This window comes from Nocardioides eburneus (assembly GCF_040838215.1).
GTDB lineage: Bacteria > Actinomycetota > Actinomycetes > Propionibacteriales > Nocardioidaceae > Nocardioides > Nocardioides eburneus.
In genome coordinates this window covers 58,995-78,727 of record NZ_JBFPJR010000008.1, presented here as the reverse complement: position 1 = coordinate 78,727, position 19,733 = coordinate 58,995, and the positions used below count along the sequence as shown (strand labels likewise).

16 protein-coding genes and 1 pseudogene are annotated in these 19,733 nt (G+C 69.2%); 7 read left to right on the top strand and 10 right to left on the bottom strand.

Annotation, left to right across the window (positions count from 1 at the left end; translation table 11 throughout):
• Positions 1-186: 186 nt before the first annotated feature.
• Positions 187-1,107, top strand: a complete 921-nt coding sequence (locus tag AB3X52_RS06355) for a LacI family DNA-binding transcriptional regulator (RefSeq protein WP_367992422.1) — start codon at positions 187-189, stop codon at positions 1,105-1,107.
• Positions 1,108-1,184: 77 nt separating this feature from the next.
• On the opposite strand, the gene AB3X52_RS19400 is transcribed toward AB3X52_RS06355, so the two are convergent.
• From AB3X52_RS19400 to AB3X52_RS06325, 6 genes and pseudogenes are all read right to left on the bottom strand, one after another.
• Positions 1,185-1,469: a dihydropteroate synthase gene (locus AB3X52_RS19400; protein ID WP_437440538.1), complete on the bottom strand. Its 285-nt coding sequence runs from the start codon at positions 1,467-1,469 to the stop codon at positions 1,185-1,187.
• Between the two features lie 76 nt (positions 1,470-1,545).
• A pseudogene (locus AB3X52_RS06345) lies at positions 1,546-1,773 on the bottom strand (tetrahydrofolate dehydrogenase/cyclohydrolase catalytic domain-containing protein); the annotation flags it as partial.
• Positions 1,774-1,809: 36 nt separating this feature from the next.
• Positions 1,810-2,715 (bottom strand): formyltetrahydrofolate deformylase, encoded by a 906-nt coding sequence (purU, locus tag AB3X52_RS06340; protein WP_367992420.1) that lies wholly within the window; start codon positions 2,713-2,715, stop codon positions 1,810-1,812.
• Positions 2,712-3,530, bottom strand: a complete 819-nt coding sequence (locus tag AB3X52_RS06335) for a methylenetetrahydrofolate reductase (protein ID WP_367992418.1) — start codon at positions 3,528-3,530, stop codon at positions 2,712-2,714. Before AB3X52_RS06335 ends, purU begins: the two co-directional genes overlap by 4 nt.
• A 155-nt stretch (positions 3,531-3,685) precedes the next feature.
• Positions 3,686-5,026: a hypothetical protein gene (locus AB3X52_RS06330; RefSeq protein WP_367992416.1), complete on the bottom strand. Its 1,341-nt coding sequence runs from the start codon at positions 5,024-5,026 to the stop codon at positions 3,686-3,688.
• Positions 5,027-5,184: 158 nt separating this feature from the next.
• Positions 5,185-6,519, bottom strand: coding sequence for a hypothetical protein (locus AB3X52_RS06325; protein ID WP_367992414.1), 1,335 nt, complete (start codon positions 6,517-6,519; stop codon positions 5,185-5,187).
• Between the two features lie 106 nt (positions 6,520-6,625).
• Between AB3X52_RS06325 and AB3X52_RS06320 the strand changes: the two genes are divergently transcribed.
• The 4 genes from AB3X52_RS06320 (at position 6,626) to AB3X52_RS06305 (ending at position 10,434) form a co-directional block, all read left to right on the top strand.
• Positions 6,626-7,102, top strand: coding sequence for a MarR family winged helix-turn-helix transcriptional regulator (locus AB3X52_RS06320; RefSeq protein WP_367992412.1), 477 nt, complete (start codon positions 6,626-6,628; stop codon positions 7,100-7,102).
• A 238-nt stretch (positions 7,103-7,340) separates the two neighbouring features.
• Positions 7,341-8,504 (top strand): sugar ABC transporter substrate-binding protein, encoded by a 1,164-nt coding sequence (locus tag AB3X52_RS06315; protein ID WP_367992410.1) that lies wholly within the window; start codon positions 7,341-7,343, stop codon positions 8,502-8,504.
• 535 nt (positions 8,505-9,039) lie between these two features.
• Positions 9,040-9,798: a hypothetical protein gene (locus AB3X52_RS06310; protein ID WP_367992408.1), complete on the top strand. Its 759-nt coding sequence runs from the start codon at positions 9,040-9,042 to the stop codon at positions 9,796-9,798.
• Between the two features lie 201 nt (positions 9,799-9,999).
• Positions 10,000-10,434 (top strand): aromatic-ring hydroxylase C-terminal domain-containing protein, encoded by a 435-nt coding sequence (locus AB3X52_RS06305; RefSeq protein ID WP_367992407.1) that lies wholly within the window; start codon positions 10,000-10,002, stop codon positions 10,432-10,434.
• 53 nt (positions 10,435-10,487) lie between these two features.
• Here AB3X52_RS06305 and AB3X52_RS06300 read toward each other — a convergent pair whose 3' ends face one another.
• On the bottom strand, positions 10,488-12,029 hold the full coding sequence (locus AB3X52_RS06300; RefSeq protein ID WP_367992405.1) for an MFS transporter: 1,542 nt from the start codon (positions 12,027-12,029) through the stop codon (positions 10,488-10,490).
• A 67-nt stretch (positions 12,030-12,096) separates the two neighbouring features.
• On the opposite strand from AB3X52_RS06300, the gene AB3X52_RS06295 reads away from it, so the two are divergent.
• Entirely contained in the window at positions 12,097-12,540 is a 444-nt protein-coding gene (locus tag AB3X52_RS06295; RefSeq protein WP_367992404.1) for a MarR family winged helix-turn-helix transcriptional regulator, read from the top strand.
• A gap of 7 nt (positions 12,541-12,547) precedes the next feature.
• Positions 12,548-13,444, top strand: coding sequence for an alpha/beta fold hydrolase (locus tag AB3X52_RS06290; RefSeq protein ID WP_367992402.1), 897 nt, complete (start codon positions 12,548-12,550; stop codon positions 13,442-13,444).
• A gap of 190 nt (positions 13,445-13,634) precedes the next feature.
• Here AB3X52_RS06290 and AB3X52_RS06285 read toward each other — a convergent pair whose 3' ends face one another.
• Genes AB3X52_RS06285 through AB3X52_RS06275 form a run of 3 tightly spaced genes read right to left on the bottom strand, consistent with a single transcriptional unit; the run spans position 13,635 to position 19,648 of the window.
• Positions 13,635-15,317 carry an MFS transporter gene (locus AB3X52_RS06285; RefSeq protein ID WP_367992400.1) on the bottom strand — a complete coding sequence of 561 codons (1,683 nt, stop codon included), beginning with the start codon at positions 15,315-15,317 and terminating at the stop codon, positions 13,635-13,637.
• Positions 15,318-15,375: 58 nt separating this feature from the next.
• Positions 15,376-17,535, bottom strand: coding sequence for a hydantoinase B/oxoprolinase family protein (locus AB3X52_RS06280; RefSeq protein WP_367992398.1), 2,160 nt, complete (start codon positions 17,533-17,535; stop codon positions 15,376-15,378).
• A 1-nt stretch (position 17,536) separates the two neighbouring features.
• Positions 17,537-19,648, bottom strand: a complete 2,112-nt coding sequence (locus AB3X52_RS06275) for a hydantoinase/oxoprolinase family protein (RefSeq protein WP_367992396.1) — start codon at positions 19,646-19,648, stop codon at positions 17,537-17,539.
• Positions 19,649-19,733: the final 85 nt, after the last annotated feature.

Here is a 19,733-nt window from a genome sequence, read left to right as displayed (position 1 = left end):
GACCACTCCATCGTGACCGGAATCACTAGATCGTGCAAGTAGTCGGCATCCATCGCTCGCCCCCTGTCCGGATGGCGTTCAGCACCTCGTCACTTGATCGTCCAAGTAGTAGCGTCGTCACGCTCCCGCAGAGCACGTCGCAGCTGCGACGTCGGGGGTTCGCAGGATCGTCCAGGGGAGAGTCCGATGAGCGAACGTCGCGTGACGATGCGGGACGTCGCCGCCGCAAGCGGCGTGTCCCAGGCAACGGTCGGCTTCGTTCTCAACAACACGCCGACCCAGACCATCTCCGCTCCCACTCGTGAGCGTGTGCTGCGGGCCGCCAAGGAGCTGGGATATGTGGTCGACGGCATTGCGCGCGCAATGCGTGAGGGGTCCTCACGCATCGTGGTGCTCAACATCGACGCGAGCCTCGAGGGCAACTACTCGCGCTCGTATATCAGCGGCCTGGACGACGAGCTCGCGAAGAACGACCACATCCTCGTGGTCAAGCACGGCCATCCGACCAAGCAGTCCACGACGCAGCTTCAACACATGGTCGCGCCGCGGGGCGTGATCGACTTCGCGGCCAACTACTCCAGCGGACGCGAGCTTGCCGATGGCGGGTGGACCGACGGCCTCGCCGCTCACACCGCCGTTCAGGTCGGCCATCTGGTCGATCACGGCCACACCCGGCTGGCGATGGCACTTCCGGAGGACGCGACCCGGTTCGCTCGCGTACGTCTGGAGTTCGCCCGGCAGGCGGCGGAACGGCTCGACCTGCCTCCGCTCGCCCCCTTGGTCCTGCCACACCCGGACGCCGGCGGCGTCGAGGCCCTCCGTGAGTTCCTCCTCGAGGCCCCCGTGACCGCGATCGCGGGGTTCAACGATGAGATGGCGCTCCGCGTGCTCAAGTGCGCGGAGAGTCTCGGCCTCCGCGTGCCGGAGGAGCTGGCCGTGATCGGCTACGACGCCACCGAGTACGCCGCGCTCTCCTCGCCCGGTCTGACCACGGTGCACATCGACGCCGACGCCCACGGGCGGAGAAGCGCGCGCGCGATCCTCGGCCTGGACGCGAGCGATCTCGTCGCGGCACCAGCGCTCGTCGTCGTCCGCGACTCCGTGTGAGGGGCTCCGGCTCGGTCAGTGAGCCGGAGCTGGTCGGGTCAGGGCGCCGGCCGCCAGCGACCCATCGAACGACCCGGTCACGATGACCGGCGTACCGCCCAGCCGGAGGCGACGCTCACGGCTGGCCTCGCCAGGCGGTCGCCACGGTGACCGCGTCCCGGCTCGACCGAGTGTCGTGAACGCGGATGCACGACGCGCCCCGCTAACACCCGTTCGGCGCCGGGGCGCGTCGACTCACCGCCCACGTCGACCGGATCTGCGCCCGAGCGGACCATGGCAAGCCCGTGCTCGACCGCACGGTCGAGATCGAGATAGCGGTTGCCGTCCGAGAAGGAGTCGGGGGTCACGTTGAGGATGCCCATGACCAGGCACCGGCTGCCGGTGATGCCTCGCAGGGGGAAGGAAGGCCGGTCGCTCAGGGCACACCGCGGCGAGCTCGCGCTGCGTCGTGCCGGCCGGGAGCGAGACGTGGAGGTCCTTCATCCCCGCTGCACGGATCGCCTTCCGCTTGGAGGCGACGTAGACGGCGCTTGCCGGGTCGTCACCGACGAGGATCGTCGCCAGTCCCGGCGCCTGCTCCGGATCGGGCCAGGTGCGCGCGACCTGCGCGGCGACCTCCGCTCGGACGCGAGCCGCGATCGCGCGCCCGTCGATCGTGTACGTCATGTGCTTGTCCCCTCTGCCCCTTCTCTGCGAGAGCTCTCAGGCGAAGACGATGGTGTGGTTGGCGTGTCGGATGATCCGGTCTTCGGCGTGCCAGGCCACCGCACGCGACAAGACGGCGCGCTCCACATCGGCGCCCCGGCGCTGCAGATCAGCTGCCGTGTCCGCATGCGTCACCCGCACCACGTCCTGCTCGATGATCGGGCCTTCGTCGAGGGCCTCGGTCACGTAGTGCGCCGTCGCACCGACCAGCTTCACTCCGCGGTCCTTGGCCTTGGCGTAGGGACCGGCACCGATGAAGGCCGGCAGGAAGGAGTGGTGGATGTTGATGATCGGCACACCGACCTTGGCGATGAAGTCGGCGGAGAGGATCTGCATGTAGCGGGCCAGGACGACGAAGTCCACGTTGCCCTCCAGCAGACGCAGATGCTCGGCCTCGGCGGCGGACTTGTCCGCCCCCGCCGAGGGCACGTGGAAGAAGGGGATCCCGAAGGACCTGACCTCCTCGGCGGTGTCGGGGTGGTTCGAGATCACCATCGCGATGTCGACGGGAAGCTCGCCTCGTCGGTGCCGCCACAGCAAGTCGAGCAGGCAGTGGTCGGACTTGGAGGCGAAGATCGCCACCCGCTTCGGCAAGGACATGTCCCGCAGCGTGTACTCCAGATCGAAGTCCGCGCCCAGTGCCTCGGCCAGGTCGGCGTCCAGCTTGGGCAGGGCGACGGCGAGGTCCTCGAGGCGGAACACCGTGCGCTGGAAGAACGAGCCGCCCTGGGGGTCATCGGAGTACTGGTCGAGCGCTTCGATGTTGGCGCCGTATCGGCTCAGGACCGACGTCACCGCCGCGACGATGCCGGGCCGGTCGTTGCCCTTGATGATCAGCGTGGCTTGGTTCACCTTCTCCGGGGCGTGGCGCCCCCGACGTGGTGCCTCCTGCGCGAGGGTCATCGCCGCGCCTCCTTCTCGTAGTTCTCGTCGAAGTCACTGATCCAGCGCGAGGTCGCCCCGAGGCCACCGAAGGTGTAGAAGTGCAGACGCACCTCGCCGTGTCGCTGCCGGTCCAGCCGTCCGGCAAGCTCTCCGATGAACCGGTCGGGGCCGGCGCTGCCCAGCAGGTTCGTGAGGGAGAAGCCGTACTTCTTCGCGATGCTGGCGCTGGTGCCCACGCCGAACCGGCTGGCGTAGCGCATCAGCCTGCGGACACCGGCCGGGCCTGGCACCCCAATGCGGATCGGGAGCTCGATCCCACGCTCGCGGACCTGCTCGATCCAGGTCATGACCGGGTCGACGTCGAAGCCGAACTGAGTGATGATCCCGCCCGAGAGCCCCTGGTCGCCCAGCGCGGCGGCCTTGTCGGTCAGCGCCGCCCAGAGATCGGGCTCGGAGATGTCGGGGTGCCCCTCGGGATATCCGGCGATGGAGACGCTCTGCACGCCGTACTGCTGACATAGCCCGGACTCGATGATCGAGAGCGCGTCGGCGTAGGGCCCGTGCGGGGTTGTCGGGTCACCACCGACAGCGAAGATCTGGGCATTCGCGCCGATCTCCTGCAGGGCCCCGAGGTACTCCTCCAACGCCGTCCGCGAGGAGAGCCGACGAGCCGACACGTGCGGCACAGGGACGAAGCCGCCCTCGTTCACGGCCCGCGCGGCGGCGAGCCGCACGTCCATGTCCTCGTTCTCCAGGAAGGTGACGTTGATCCGGGTGCCCTGCGCGATGGCGTCACGAGCGTCCAGAAGATGCGGAACGTCTTTGCCCGTCATCTCCAAGGAATGATCAGACAACAAGGCGTGTACGTCGGCCGGCGTGACCGTCGGGCTGGACATTTGTAGTTCCTCCAGTGGTGGTCGAGGGCGCGAGCGACCGCCGCGGCGGCCCTCAGGCCGCCGCGTGCGGGGTGGTCGCGGAGGTGCTGTGGTCAGGCGTCCTGGCGGTAGATGGTGCGGGAGACCTCGTTGTAGGGGCAGGCCTGCACGGTGGCGCGCAGGCGCGGGAAGCCGAGGTCAGCGTCGGGCGCGGTGCCTGCGCCGGGGTGCTGACCCCACACGACCACGACCTCGGTGCCGGGCGTGGCCTGCTCCTTGTTCACCAGAGTGAGCGCCATGACGGTGCCCACCGGGTCGTAGATGTCGGTCTGGAAGGTCGTACCCACCAGGGTGCCGTCGGGCGTCTCGACCCGGTTGCGCCAGTAGTGGTGCACGAAGCCGGGGTCCTCGCCGAGCACGCGGTTGACGTCCTCACGCTCGAAGACCAACGTCACCTTGGTGCGCGGGGCGTCGTCCTTGGCCTTCATCAGAGCGTCGCGACCGATGAAGTCGTGGTTGAACGAGATCGAGCGCCCGTAGTCCAGCTCGTAGGGCGAGCAGTAGTAGTCCTCGATCTTCGGCGAGTAGAAGCTGCCCTGCAGCGGCTTCTGGCCCTCGTAGGAGAACAGCGAGATCCACTGCCGGTAGTCCTTGAGGGAGGGGTCGGTGTAGATCGCCGGCGTCGGCGAGGGGATCCAGCCGCTGCCCATGCTCGCGGTCGGGTAGGACCAGGCGCCCTGGTGGACGAGCCCGTACTGGCGACCGGCCTCGAGCAGTGCGTCCTTGACCACGGCGGCGTCCTTCCACTCGCCGATGAACTCGGCGCCGGCCTGGCCGGCCATGCCGTGGCGCAGTGCGCGCACGGGGCGGCCGGCGATGGTGACCATCGCGGAGTGGAAGAACTTGATCTCCGGGAAGGGGCCGCCGAGAACGTCCTCGATCAGCTGGCCCGCCAGCGGTCCCTGGATCTGGTAGCGGAAGAGGGCCGGGTTGCTGCCGTCGCGGCGGGCGGAGGTCTCCCGGTTCATGGTGAACTCGACGTCGAGGCCCTGCTGCTGGGCGTGGTAGATGACCCAGTTCTGGGCCGGCGGCGGGCCGCTGAGGGTGTATTCCTGGTCGCCGGTCCGCAGCAGGATGCCGTCGGTGATGATGTTGCCGTCCTCGGCGACCGGAACGAACTGCTTCGCCTGGCCGATGGCGAACTTCTCGTAGTTGTTCGCGCTGGTCAGGGCGAGAGCCTTGGTGGCGTCGGGGCCGGAGATGAACGTGTCGGACATGTGGAACGACAGGTCTGCGATCGTCACGGTGTCGTACCAGGCGTGCTGCTCGGTCTTCCACCCGGCGTACTCCGGCAGTACGACCTCGGGGATCCAAGGCGCGGCGCCGGGCTTCCACAGGAGATTGACGGCCGACCCGGCCCTGTCGATGCCGTCCTGAACGCTGGGACCACTCATATCGCTCGTTCCTCTCACTGCGGTCGGTCGTTGTGATCGCCGCTACTAGATCGTCCTAGTGACCGTAGTTCGGGCCGACGGGGAGTGACAAGCGCCACTCCCCGCGTCCGGCGCATCCATTGGTTGCATCAGCCGCAGGCAACCACGCCGGCGACCGATCAGCCCTGGCGGTAGCCCGACCGCGCGAACTCGTTGTAGGGACACGGCTGGACCGTGGCCCGGATCCGCGGGAAGCCCAGGTCGGCCTCGGCTGCGACATCGCCGCCCGGGTGGTTGCCCCAGACGACCTCGACCTCCGTGCCGGGCTTGGCCGACTCCTCCGAGACGAGCGCGAGGCTCAGCATCGTGCCGTAGGGATCGTTGTAGGCGGTGTACTCGGTGTTGCCGACCAGCGAGCCGGCGATCTCGACGCGCTGCTTGGCGAGCGTGTTGACCGGGCCTCGTTCGAGGTCCACCGCCTTGGCCACCTGCTCGGCGTCCATGACGAGGGTGACCTTGTGACGGCGGGGCGCGTCCTTCATGGCCTGCAGCGCGTCCCGACCGAGGAAGTCGTGGTTGAAGGAGATGGATCGGCCGTAGTCCAGCTCGTACGGGGTGACGTAGTAGTCGGCGATGTCGGGCGAGTAGAAGCTTCCGTTCAGGGGCTGGAGGCCGTCAGGGGTATGCAGCGGCAGCCAGGCTCGGTAGGCGCTCTGGTCGGGGGTGTCGTCGTAGATGGCCGGGATCGGCGCAGGCACCCAGCCGCCCTCGGCCTGGGCGGTCGGGTACGCCAGCGAGCCGACCAGCTCGAGTCCGAACTGCTCCCCCGCCGCCACGAGCGCCGCCTTGACGGTCGCATGATCGGCGTGATCGCCGATGAACTCATAGCCGGGCTGGCCAGCCATGCCGTGACGCAGGGCGCGGAAGGTCGTGCCCGCGAGCGTGACGTTCGTGGCGTGGAAGAACTTGGTCTCCGGAAGCGGGCCACCGAAGGCCGCCTCGATCAGCTGCTGGGCGAAGGGGCCTTGGATCTGGTAGCGGAAGAAGGGCGGGATGTGCTGGGGGTCGCGCGAGCAGTCGGGGTCGCTGCTCAGCTCGACGTCGTACCCGCGCTGCCCGGCGTGGTAGGTGAGCCAGTTCTGCGCGGTAGGGCGGCCCGTGACGACGTAGTCCTCCTCACCTCGCCGGAGCAGGATGGCGTCTCCGACCAGGTAGCCGTTCTCGTTGACCACGACGAGCTGCTTGGCCTGATTGATGGCGAAATTCTCGTAGTTGTTCGCGGTCAGCTCGCCGAGCATCCTGGTCGCATCTGGACCGGAAACGAAAAGATCGAACATGTGGTAAGAGAGATCCATCAGAGCCACGCCGCTCTGCCAAGCGGCCTGCTCCTTGCGCCAGCCCGAATACTCCGGGGCCACGACCGGCGGGGTCCAGAACCGAGGCTCCGCGGTCCAGCGCAGATTGACCGCGGAACCGGCCTTCTCGATGCCGTCCTGGAGGCTGGGGGTTGTCATGTGGATTCCTCTCGTTGGTGGCTCTTCGCTCTCGAGCCCGCTGGTTGACAGACATATGTCAACATAGAAGACATCTGTTAACAACCGCTTCAGGGAGAATGCCCGCGTGACAAGAGCCGTGACGTCCTGGGATGACGAGTTCACGCACGTGCTGTGGCGCGCGCAGAACGCCGTACACCGACGCGTCCAGGAGGCGTTGGACGAACTCGGCGTCACCGCCACTCAACTCGGACTCGCGGTTCATCTCGAGCAGCTCGGGCCGCTGTCCGCGGCGGACCTGTCTCGCGGGTTCCATATCGCACCGCAGAGTGTCGGCACCGCGCTGAGCCGCCTCGAGAAGCTGGGCTGGGTGAGCCGCCGGGCACACCCCGTCCACGGCCGGGTGGTCCTGTACGAGCTCACCGATGCCGGCACCGAGAGGACCGCCCGCGGCAAGAAGGCGATGTCGGCGGTCAACGTCGCAGTCACCGCCGACCTCACCGACGGCGAGCTCAGCGCCCTGCTCGAGATGCTCCGCAAGATCACCACCCGCATCGACGGCCCCGACTCCCCCGTGACGACGGCCTGGCCGATCCGTCCCTGACCGCCTCGCGCAAGAGGCTCTGGGCCCGGGCCATCGCAGAGCCGTCGCCCCGGGCCCCAGCAGCTGCAAGTTGAGGTTGCGAAAACCGCACGCCTGGAACCGTCAGGACCGTATAGCTTTTCCTACACGATGTAGTGACCTTGATCACACATCAACGGGTTCGGCGATGTGTCTCCCCCTTCTCGGTCGTCGTGCCCGCTCCTGCCGCACTCGCTCGTTTCGAAGGAGATACGTCCTCATGGGCACAACCCACCCTGCACGGCGCCGTACCGGTCTCCGCGTTGCCCTACTGGCACTGTCGGCGGTAGTAGCCCTCACCGCCTGCGGTGGCAACGCCGGTCAGGCGAGCTCCGGCCCTAGCACCGCGGCCACCACCGGCAAGGCGCTGGACGCGGAGATCGCTTCGCTGACCAAGCCGCTCGACTCTTACCCCGTCCCGAGCGGTGCCATCAGCGGCGTCGCCTCGCTGAAGGGCAAGACGGTCTACTACGTGCCGGTGACGGCACAAGCGCCGGCCCTTGCGGTGACCGCCAAGGCCTTGGGCGCCGCGCTGAAGAGCGTCGGGATCAAGCTTCAGACGTGTGACGGCAAGGGCACGCCCACCGACATCAGCGCCTGTATCAACCAGGCCACCTCGGCGAGGGCCGGGGCGGTCATCGCCGATTCCATCGCCTACGGACTGGCCGGGTCGGCGTTCGATGCGGCGCAGGCCGCCGGCGTACCGGTCGTGATCAGCAACCAGCTGCCCGACGACAGCCACCCGGCATCCAAGACCCTCGCCTACGTGCCGCCTGGTGGTTCCCAGATGGATGAGGCGCTGGCCAAGTGGATCATCAGAGATTCTGACGGCAAGGCCCAGGTCCTGATCAACGAGAGTGTGGACGGGCCCTCGCCGGCGGCCTACGTCGCCGCCGGCCGCAAGGTGTATGCGCAGGACTGCCCGGATTGCAAGGTGACGATCAACAAGATCTCGGCCGCCAACTTCTCGCTGATCCCCTCATCGACCAGCGCAGCAGTGCTCAAGGACTCCGAGATCGGCTATGTCGAGGCGCAGTTCGGCCAGTACACCCAGGCCACGCAGGCCGGCGTCCAGCAGACCTCACGACCCGGCATCAAGGTCGTTGTCGGGGCGGCCGGTCTCTCCGACCTCAAGGCCGTCGCGAACGGGCAGATCGCTGCCGCTGCGGGCCAATCGGATGCCTATCAGGGTTGGATCGACGCCGACGCGGCGCTGCGCATGATGGGGGGCCAGAGCGTTCCGGACTACACGATCCCGGTGCGGCTGTTCACCAAGGACACCATGTCCGACGTGACGCTCACCGAGCAGGCCGACGCGTCGGGCGAATGGTTCGGTCCGACGACCTTCACCGATGACTTCGAGAAGCTGTGGGGTCTCACCTGATCCCCTAGGGCACCTCTCGTGGGCGCGTTGGCGTCCCCTGACGGGCCGGGCCCGGCGTCGGTTGACGCCGGGCCCGGCGTCAACCGACGTGGACGACGCACCAGGACCGCCGTGACTCGCACGCAGTCGTCCTCCATCACTGTGAAGGGCTTCATCGCGGGCGCCGTCTGCTGATAGCTGGCTCCGACCGCCGGTAGGCGGATCTCATGGACGTCGGCGAGGCCTCGCGTCTCACGGATTCCCGAGTCACGCATGAAGACGTTCGTGCTGTACGCGAACGCGGCGTTCGGGTAGTCGAAGAAGTCATCCAATCCTGGCGTGGGATCGGCAGGGTTGGTGGTCGGTGCGGTTCCACCACCGAACGTACCTGGGAGGCCATCCGCGGAGCCCGGCCCGTAGACCGCTATCGGTCCGGCTAGCGTGTCGCCCTGGGCGGGCGCTTGGAACCCACCGAGCTGTCCGGAGTGACACGGCATCAGGGGCAAGTCGGGTGTGCGTCCCTCGGGCGCTGCGGCTTAGGCCATAGGATCACCAGGTGAAGCGTCGTCACATGGTGCAAGCGGCGGTTGCCGTCGTTCATGCCGTCGCAATCGTCGTGTGCTGGCTGCTGTGGACCGGCAGCGAATCCGCCGAGCTTCGATGGCTCGTCGCGCTCAACAGCATCGCTGCGGTGGCCGGGTTCGCGCAGCTGTTCTCTGGGCTTTACCTCGCGGTGCCCGACTCTTTCTCCCGCAGGTTGCGCTTGGACAGCATGGACCTCCGCCCCGTCGGCACGGCCTTCTGGTTCGCGGCCGTGGCGTCAGCCATCGGCACCGTGATCGGGGCGTTGACCGTGCCGGCAGACTACGTCAGCGACGCCTTCCACACCGGTCGATGGGGAATGGCCCCGATCGGCTGGCTGCTACCCCTCGGGTCGTGGATAGCCGGCTGCATCGCGTGCGCCGTCATCGTCCTACCGGCGGGCTGGGTGCTGTCGACGGTGGTTCGCGACAGTTCTGGCCGTGAACACCGAAACGACTTTGCCGTGATGAGTGCGGAGGAGCGCCTCGTCGGGGCACTCCTCGTCCTCGACGTCGCCTACGTGCTGACCGTCGGCGTCTTTCACGCGATTGCCGACACCGGGTTCGAGTGGCACTGGGTATGGCTCTACGGCGTTGCCCTCGCGATCGCACTGATCGGCGTGATCTGGGAGCGCGCTGCTGTCCGCCGGCGTGCCGCACGGGGCGTCCACACCCAATGGGACGAGGGTCTGCCGCCGGCTCTACGGAGAGACATCACCCGCTTCCTGGGATGAGCGTCTCGTCAGCGGGCTCGGGGAGTCTCCCGGCTACCGAGCCGACGAAGCGCCACCCGCCGCCGGGTACGCAGAACGGCAGCCGGCCAGCCCGGCTCTAGGGTCGCCTCCAAGGGGCTGGCCGAGGCGCTGCGGCTGCAGGACTACAACTTCAACGCCCTCGGCACCGAGCTCGGCCAGCGCTACACGTCGGACGCGGTCGTGCCCGACGGCGCGCCGTTCCCGAGCGGCGAGGACGCTGCCCTGTTCTACGTCGCCTCGACGGTTCCGGGCTCGCCTCTCTCCCACGCCTGGCTGGCCCGCGGAACCGAGACGATCTCCTCCCTCGACGCCGTTGGACGTGGTCGCTTCACGCTGCTCACCGGCATCGGCGGCGCCACCTGGACGGTGGCGGCGCAGGAGCTGGCCTCCCACCTCGGCATCCCTCTCGACGTGGTGTCCATCGGCCCCGGCCTCGCTATCGAGGATCCCTATGGCGAATGGGCACATGTGCGCGAGATCGCCGAGGACGGTTGCCTCCTCGTCAGACCCGACCGACACATCGCCTTCCGGGCCCGGCACGCCGTCGACGACCCGGCCACAGTGCTCTCCGACGCATTCCGTCGCCTCCTGGGCCGTGCGCCGCATCGTGCCTGACTCTCCGGTGGAGGGGCACCGCGCGGAGCCCAGGCCCCTCCACCGCGAGGTGCTCAGAGGTGACCGGCCTCGCCTTCGACGGTCTCCTCGAGGACGGTCTCGAAGTCGTGGTGCCCACGGTCCTTGACCGTGATGAAGACGAGCACGGCGACGACCACGGCGAAGAGGGCGCAGACGGCCATGCCGATGTGGAGGCCGCTCATGAAGGCCTCGTTGGCCTCCGGGAGACCAGGAACCGGTACGCCGGCGGCGGCCGCCTCCTCGAGGCCGGGCTTGAGATCGATGCCGGTGAGCGCGGAGGAGATCCGCCCGGACACGATGGCCGAGAGGACAGCGGTGCCGATCGCGCCGCCGACCTGGAGGCAGGTGGTCTGGAAGCCGCTGGCCACGCCGGCCAGGTGGAGCGGGGCGCCACCGACGATGAGGTCGGCGCCCGAGGGGATGGCGAACCCGGAGCCGAAGGCCAGGACCGCGAACGGCACCGCCATCAGCCAGTACGACGACCCGGGCTCGACCTGGGTGAGGGCGGCGAGCGCGACCGCCATGAGCAGCAGACCGAGCGCGGCGACGCGCCGGGGACCCAGCTTGGCGGTGAGTGCCGCACCCAGCGGCGCCGCCGGGACCGCGACAGCGCTGAGCGGCAGCATGCGCACGCCCGCCGCGACGGTGGTGTGACCCAGCGTGTTGAGCAGGAACAGCGTGATCAGGAAGGTGAGGCCGAGCATGGCGAAGAAGTTGGCGACGAAGACCAGCCCGCCGACGCTGACGCCGGCCGAGCGGAACAGGCCCAGCGGCAGCAGCGGGTTGCGGACCCGGCTCTCGGTGATGACGAAGCCGGCAAGGAGGATCACCGCGAGCACCAGGGTGCCGAGGGTCTTCAGGCTGCCCCAGCCCCAGGACTCGGACTGGACGACCGCGAAGACGAGGGCGAAGAGGAAGGCGGCCAACAGGACGACACCGGCGAGGTCGAACCTCTCCCGCTGGCGCTCGGTCTCGGTGATGACGATCGCACCGAAGATCAGGCCGATCAGCGCGATCGGGGCGTTGATGTAGAAGACCCACTCCCAGCTGGCCTTCTCCACCAGGACTCCGCTGACGAGGGGCCCGGCCGCGATCGCGACCGAGGAGACGCCGCCCCAGATCCCCACGGCCATGCCGAACCGCTCCCGGGGGAAGGTCGCCCGGAGAAGGGCGATGGTCTGCGGCATCAGCATCGCCGCGCTCAGCCCCTGCAGGGACCGCAGCGCGATGACGCCCTCGATGCTCCCGACAAGGCCGATGGCGACCGAGGCGACGCCGAAGAGCACCACGCCGGTCAGGTAGAGCCGCTTGCGACCGATCCGGTCGCCCAGCTTGCCGCCCAGGATGAGGAAGACGGCCACCGCGAGCAGGTAGGAGTTGATGATCCACTGCAGCTCGGCGAACGACGCGCCGAGGTCCGCCTGGATCGCCGGATTCGCGATGTGCACGACGGTCGAGTCGAGGCCGACCATGAAGAGGCCGAAGCAGACGGCGACCAAGGTCGGCCCGGGGCGGCCGGCCAGACGGCGCCGGCCGGCGGGGATGGGCGTGGGGGTGGCCACGGGTGTGCTCACACAGACTCCTCGAAGAACAACTACTGATTATGTTTATGAAAACATACATCACCGCTAGGATCGGCGCATGCCGGCGCGCAGCAAGGTCACCGACGCCAGGCTCGCCGAGTTGGCCGACGCCGTCCTCGAGCTGGCCCGGAAGCTCGACGTACGCCGCCCGGAGGTGCGCGACGTCGTCCCGCTCACCGGCACCGAAGTGGCGGTGATCCGTCAGGTCGAACGCCACCCGCGCATCAGTCCGACCCAGTTGGCCGCCGCGACCGGGCTCCAGCGCAGCAACATCAGCACCGCCGTGCGCAGTCTCGAGGCCCGCGGGATGCTTCTGCGGGAGCATCCCAGCGGGGACGGTCGGGCCGTCGAGCTGCTGGCGACCGAGCTTGCGATCGAGAACATCGGCCGCCTCAAGGCCTTCTGGGCCGACCGGCTGCGCCAGGTCGACCCGGAGCTGCTCGCCGACGGGGTGGCCGCGTTGGCCGTCGTACGCCGGCTCGGCGATGCCCTCGCCGAGTGAGCATGGCGTGGACGACACGACCGACACGACGCCACCGGAGTGGTTCCACACCGCGCTCTCATCACCGCCGCGGCGCGGCGTAACGGTGGTCGAGGGCTGCGAGATCGTGCACCACACCTGGGGTGAGCCGGCCGGGCCGCGCACCCCACCGGTGATCCTCGTCCACGGCCGTGGCGCGCACGGGCTGTGGTGGAGCCACCTCGCGCCCTTCCTGAGCGCCGGCCACGCGGTCGTCGCGCTCGACCTCTCCGGGCACGGCGACAGTGGCCGTCGGGATGCCTACGACATCGCGCAGTGGACGCGTGAGATCACGGCTGTCGCGGCCGACGTCAGCGCGGTGCCGCCCATCCTGGTCGGGCACAGCATGGGCGGGACCGTCTGCCTCACCATCGCCGCCGGCCGCGGCATCGCCCTGACGGGCATCGCCGCCATCGACTCGCCGATCGGGGTGCCGCATGGGCGGCGCCCCACCGGTGCGGGTTCGACGCGGCGCGCGACAGCGCCGGCGGCGTACGCCTCTCGCGAGGAGCTCCTCACCCGCTTCCGGCTCGTGCCCGACGACCCCTGGGCTCTCGGCTATCTCGTCGAGCACGTTGCGGCGCTGACCGCGCGCGAGACCCAGCGCGGCTGGGCCTGGAAGACCGACCCTGCCGCGCTGGTGCCTGTCCTGGTCACGCCGGAGGAGCTGGGACCGGCGGCCTGCCCGGCCGCGCTCGTGCGCACCGAGCACGGGCTGGCCACGTTGGAGACGACCGCCGCGATCGCCCGCCGACTCGGCGTCGACGTGCGTACGGCGGAGATCCCTGCGGCCGGTCACCACGTCCTGCTCGATCAGCCGCTCGCGGTGGTGTCCGTGCTGCGGATGCTCCTCGCCGACTGGGCCGGCCCGGGTCCTTCGACGTGACGACGGATCAGCGCATGTTCGTCGCCGTGCGCGTGGCGTTCACGCACGCCTGCGTGAACATCGAGGCGCCCTCCTTCCCCGTCAGACCCTTCACCGACCCGGTGACGTAGCCGCCCACCGAGCACGCCCCCGGTGGGAAGAGCAAGGCCGGGGCCCCGCGTCAGCGAGGGCCCCGGCCTTGGGTGACTTCTCAGGCGACGAGCTCGGCGAGCTCGTCGTCAGTCACCGGAACGTTGCTCCGCTCACCGATGAGCAGGGTGAGCACAGCGCAGACCGTGGCGGCGATCCCGGCAATGAGGTAGACCGTGCCGAAGCCGGAGCCGAGGGCGGCATCGGCGGCGCCCTGAATCGCGCCCTTCGTGGCGGGGTCGTTCAGCGTGGCAACCAGGCCATTGACCGACGCCTGCGGCGCACCGGAGGCGCTGACCTGAGCGGAGAACTGGCCGATCACGCCGTCCCAGCCCGAGAGCCACCCGAGCGGCGGCACCTGAGAGAGGCCCGCGACCGCGTCGGCCGGCAGCTTGGCGCCGGTGAGGATGCCGCCGATCTTGGTGCCGAACTGCGAGCCACCGAGCGAGAAGGCGACGACCGAGCCGATGACCGGGCCCAGGGTGAAGCCGAGGTCGCGCATCACACTGGTGGTGGCGCTCGCCATGCCGATCTGGTGCGGCGCCACGTTGTTGATCGCGACGGCGGTGATCGAGCCCGCGGTCAGGGCGAAGCCGATGCCCAGGAGGAGAAGCGGCGCGATCCAGGCGGTCCACGCGGGGCCGCCGAACGCGTGCGGCACGCCGAGGGTGAAGGAGGAGAGCCAGTACGCCGCCACCGCGATGAAGGCGAAGCCGGCGGTGAGCACCCAGCGCGGCGAGGCGTGGTGGATCAGCCAGCCGACGAGGGGGCTGAGCACGAACGCCGGGCCCTGGATGAAGACGAACAGCACGCCCACCGCCCAGACCGGTGCCTGCGCGAGCGCGCCGACGGTGATGGAGGTGGAGAAGCAGGCCGCCAGGAAGGCGAACATGCCGATCACCGCGACGACCGACCCGAGGGAGAAGTCCTTGTTGGCGAAGAGCGACAGGTCCAGAAGCGGGCTCGGGCTGCGCCGCTCCACGACGACGAAGGCGACCAGAAGCAGTGCCCCGACGACGTACCCGACGATGACCTTGCCGTCGCCGAAGCCACTGTCGACGGCCGTCACGGTGGCGTAGAGAGCGGCGATCAGGCCGAGCGCGAACGTGACCTGGCCGGGGATGTCGAGGTGTCGACCGGCGGGCGCCGAGGAGTCGCGGGTGCCGAAGGAGATCGCCACCAGGAGCAGGGCGACCGCGACGATGATCCAGTACGTCACCCGCCAGCCGTCGTAGCTGGCGGTGGTGAAGTGCAGCTGGGTCTGCGTCGAGAGCACCGGGGAGATCACCGCACCGAGGGACAGGAAGCCCGCCCAGGTGGCGATGATCCGGGACCGCCGGCCGTGGTCGTCGGTGAGCGCCGCGACCATCGAGAGGCCGATCGGGAAGAGCATGCCCGACCCGATGCCGATCACGGCCTGGGCGAAGATCATGAACCCGGTGGTGGTGGCGATCGCCGAGAGCACCGCGCCGACCACCACGAGCGCCGAGCCGCCGATGAGCAGCCGCTTGCGACCGAAGAGGTCACCGAGGAGACCGAAGGTGAGCTCGAAGGCGACGATGCCGAGCTCGAAGATCGCCGTGATCCAGGTCAGGCCGGCGCCTGAGGTGTGGAACTCGGTGGTGAAGGTGCCGTTGAGCGCACCGGGGATCGCATAGGCGGTCATCGCCAGGGCGACGGAGAGGTAGGCGGCCGCGTAGGTGAGACCGGTCGACCCCTTCTGTGAGACGACGGTGGTGTTCATGACATGCGTTCTCCCTTGAACGGGTGGGTGGGATGCCCGAGATGAAGAGCTCGTGAGATCAGGCGAGGGCGATGGCGCGCAGCGGCTCGTCGTCACGGCGCCGGATCTCGACACAGAGCAGTCCGCCGCACCCGGGGCAGGCGTAGGCGTCCGCGACGAGGTCGGCGTGCAGGCGCACCTTCTCGCCGAGCTGATCGGCCGTCAGCGCGGTACGGCCGGCGTACTGCTTCCAGTCGGCACCGGCCGGCGACAGCGTGCGGCCGCACTCGCAGGCGAAGTGGTCGGCAACGATCCTCAGCTTGTCGCCGACGACGCGTGCCTCGCCGCTCACCGGAGCGAACTCCTCGACCACGGTGCGGTTCCACTCCGTGCGTCGACGGCGCAGGTCGGCGCGGGTGGCGGTCGTGGCGGCCTCGTCGACCTCACCGTCGGCGAGGACGACGCCGTAGTGGCGGAGCGCACCGGCCTCGGAGACGCGGCCCTCGCGCACGTCGGCGGCGATGCCCTCGGGGTCGGCGTCGAGCGCGTCGCCCCAGCCGCCGCCCCCGTGGAACGACCAGTCCATGACGTCGCCGGGGAAGAACATCTGCTCCCCGGGGTTGGTGTCGAAGACGGTGACCTCGCCCTCAAGGTCGGCCGAACCGGTCACGGCCCGGCCGGCGGCCAGCGCCTCGTTGACGTCGGTGCCGCGGACCACCGTGACCGCGTGGGTCGAGCCAGGCAGGCCGCCGTGCAGGCCGGTGGAGGCCGGCATGGACATCGAGTGCGCCATGTGGACGCCGTGCACGAAACCGGCGTCGTGGACGGTCCAGGCCGCCGACAGCGAGGTGCCACCGTGGCGACGACCCGCACCGCCGGAGTCGGTGTTGAACTCGCGGCGCAGCCAGAGCAGCGGGAACGCGACCTCCTCGCCCTCCACGTTGTTGAACTGGTAGGAGAGGATCTCGTGCGGGCCGACGAAGTCGGCACCGTCGGCCTCCGGCGTGGCGCCGCCACCACCGCAGAGGGCCTCGGTGAGCGCGCCGCCGAAGCCCACGCCGTACTGGTTGACGCCGCCGATGTGCAGCACCTGGATCGCGCCGGTCGACTCCGCCATTGCGTCCGACCGGCTGACGTCGTCGGTGCCGGCCAGGGTGGAGACCGCGGCGTGGGCGGTGTTCTTGACCATGTAGGCGCCCCCCACCGTGGCCGAGCCGCACGGAGCGGGCTTGGCGCAGTTGACGATGAGCCCCTCGGGCGCCTCGATCTCGATGGCGCGCATGACGCCGGAGTTCCACGGGATGTCGGGGGCGATCACCGGGAGCACCGAGGCGAACACGCCGCCGCGCAGGCCGGCGATCGTGCAGTTGACGATGGACGGCACCTGCTCGGCCGACTTCGAGTAGTCGAAGACGAGCGTGTCGTCGCGCTTGGTGAGCTCGACCTCGACGCGGTGCAGGCCGGGGTTCTTGCCGTCGGTGTCGAAGTAGTTGCGAGCCTGGAAGACGCCGTCGGGCAGCGCACGCAGCCGCTCCCGGGTCGCGGTCTCGGACTTGTCGAGCATCGTCGCCATGACCGCCTTGACCACGTCGACGCCGTAGCGGTCGACGAGGCGGAGCATCCCCTTGCGCGCGTGGGTGTTGGCCGCGATCATCGCCTTGAGGTCCAGGCCGAGGTTCGGCGCGAGCCGCGACGCGGAGAGGATGAGGTTCCAGACGTCCGAGCGGGTTCGGCCGCGCTCGACGAGCTTGGTCGGCGGGAGGATCAGGCCCTCCTGCACGTTCTCCGTGGCGTCGGGGCACCAGGACGACGGCGTCATGCCGCCGATGTCGAGGACATGGCAGCACGAGCCCACCCAGCCGATGCGCTCCCCGTCGACGATGACCGGCTCCACCATGGTGACGTCGGGCAGGTGCAGAGCGCCCGAGTAGGGGTCGTTGGTGATGAAGATGTCGCCCTCGTCGATGCCACCGTCGTTCTCGAACTGCTCGATGATGTTGCCGACGACGAGCTCCATGGAGCCGGAATGGAAGACGATGTGCGGGCCCATCGCGGCGATCTGGCCATCGGGCAGGTAGACGCCGGTGTTGCAGTCGTTGGCCTCGAAGACGAGCGGCGAGCCGGAGACGTTCTTCAGCACGGCGGACTGCTGGGCGACAACGGCCAACAGGCGGTGGCGGACGACCTCGTAGGTGATCGGGTCGACGGGCGCGGCGACAGTGGTGGCGCTGGCGGTCATCTCAGCTCTCCTTCGTGGTGATGACGGTGTTCTCGAGCCGGTCGATGGCGGCCTGCTGTCCCTCGCCGATGAAGATGGTCGTGCCCGGGTGCTCGATGATCGCGGGCCCGTCGACGATGTCCCCGGGCTTGAGCCCGGTGCCGCGTACGACGTCGGCGTCGATCCATCCGCCGGGCAGATAGACCTTGCGGGTGGCGGGACGCTCGAGATCGAGCGCCGAGCCGCCGGAGATCACCGCACTGATGGCGGGCTTCCTCAGCTCGCCCTTCGCCTGGACGCGCACCGAGGGGATCTCGACGCCGGCGCCGGTGAAGACGGCCTCGGCGCCGTACGTCTCCTCGAACTGCGCGACGAAGGCGTCGAGCAGGCCCTGCATGTCGGTGGCGGTCAGCTCACCGGCCGGCAGTGCGACCGGCAGCGACTTCGACTGCATCCGGAAGCGGACCTCGGCGTAGCGCTGCACGTGGATCCGGTCCGGCTCGGCACCGGAGTCGAGCAGCTGCTCGCGCACCTGGGCCTCGAGTCGGGCGAGATTCTCCGCGATGCGGGCGGCGGGCAGCATCTCGGCAGCGCCCTCCCAGACCGGGGTGGCCAGCGGGTCGGAGAGCTCGGCCGCGACGTGGAGGTCGCTCATCACGGCGCCGAAGGCCGAGTGGACGGTGGCGGTGGAGGGCACCACCACCGACTGGACGCCGAGCTCGTGCCCGAAGCCGTGGCAGTGAGCGCCGCCGGCACCGCCGTACGCGTAGACGACGAAGTCGCGCGGGTCGTGGCCCTTGCCCACGGTGAGGGTGTCGAGCAGGTCGGCCATCTTGTGGTCGGCGATCTGCTTGATACCGGCCGCGGCGTCCTCAACCGAGATGCCGAGCGGGTCGGCGACGTGCTCCTTGACCGCCTGGACGGCGGCCTCGCGGTCGAGCTGGAAGGTGCCGCCGAGGAAGTAGTCGGGGTCGATGATGCCGAGCACGACATCGGCGTCGGTGACGGTCGGTCGGGTTCCGCCGCGCATGTAGCAGGCCGGGCCGGGCACGGAGCCGGCCGACTCGGGGCCGACGAGGAGCTGGCCGTCGATCACCTGGGCGATCGAGCCGCCGCCGGCGCCGATCGCGGTCACCTGCACCGCGGGCTTGAGCACGTGGTAGCCGTTGACCTCCTGGCGGGGGCTGACGACCGGCTCGTAGTCGAGGATCATGCCGACGTCGAACGAGGTTCCGCCCATGTCGGTGGTGAGGACGTTCGGGGTGCCGAGCTGCTCGGCGAGCTTCGCGGAGGCGAGGACGCCTCCGGTCGGTCCGGAGGTGAGCACGGAGACGGCGGTCTGGCCGCAGCGCTCGGGCGTGATCACGCCACCACCGGAGTCGAGGATGCGCAACGTGCCGGTCATGCCGCGCTGGTGCAGTGACTCCTGCAGCTGGTTCATGTACCGCTGGACGTGCGGACCGAGGTAGGCGTTGAGTGCCGTGGTCGCCGTGCGCTCGTATTCGCCGAGCACCGGCGCAAGGTCGGAGGAGACCGAGAGATAGACGTCGGGCGCCAGCTCGCGGACGATCTCGGCGACACGCTGCTCGTGTGCGGGGTTCCGGAAGGACCACAGCAGGACGACGGCGATGGCCTGCACACCCTGGTCGAGGAGCCCCCGCACGGCGGCGCGGACCGACTCCTCGTCGAGCGGAGCCACGACGGCGCCCTTGTAGTCGACGCGCTCGACGACCTCGGCGATGAGTTCACGAGGCACGACCGGCTGCGGATGCTCACGGGTCGAGAAACGGGTGATCTCGTGCAGCTCCTTGCCCGCCCAGTGGCCCATGCCGCGCTGGATCAGCAGCGTGTCGCGGAAGCCCCGGGTCGTGAGGATGCCGGTCTTGACGCCCTTGCGCTCGATGAGTGCGTTGGTGGCGACCGTGGTGCCGAGGCCGAAGTAGTCGACCTGGGAGAGGAGCGAGCCCTCGGCGAAGCCGAGCTCCCTCTCCGCCAGGGCGAGGGCGTTGTTCACACCCCGGGCCGGGTCGTCGAGGGTGGTCGGCGTCTTGAGCAGGCGCGCCACCCCCTCGTCGTCGAGGAGCACGGCGTCGGTGAAGGTGCCGCCGATATCGATACCGACGTAGTAGCTCACGGGTGCCTCCGATGCAGATGTGATGGCGATCACGAGATGTGTGGCGCACATCATGCAGAGTCACTCGACACGCTGTCAATCGAAA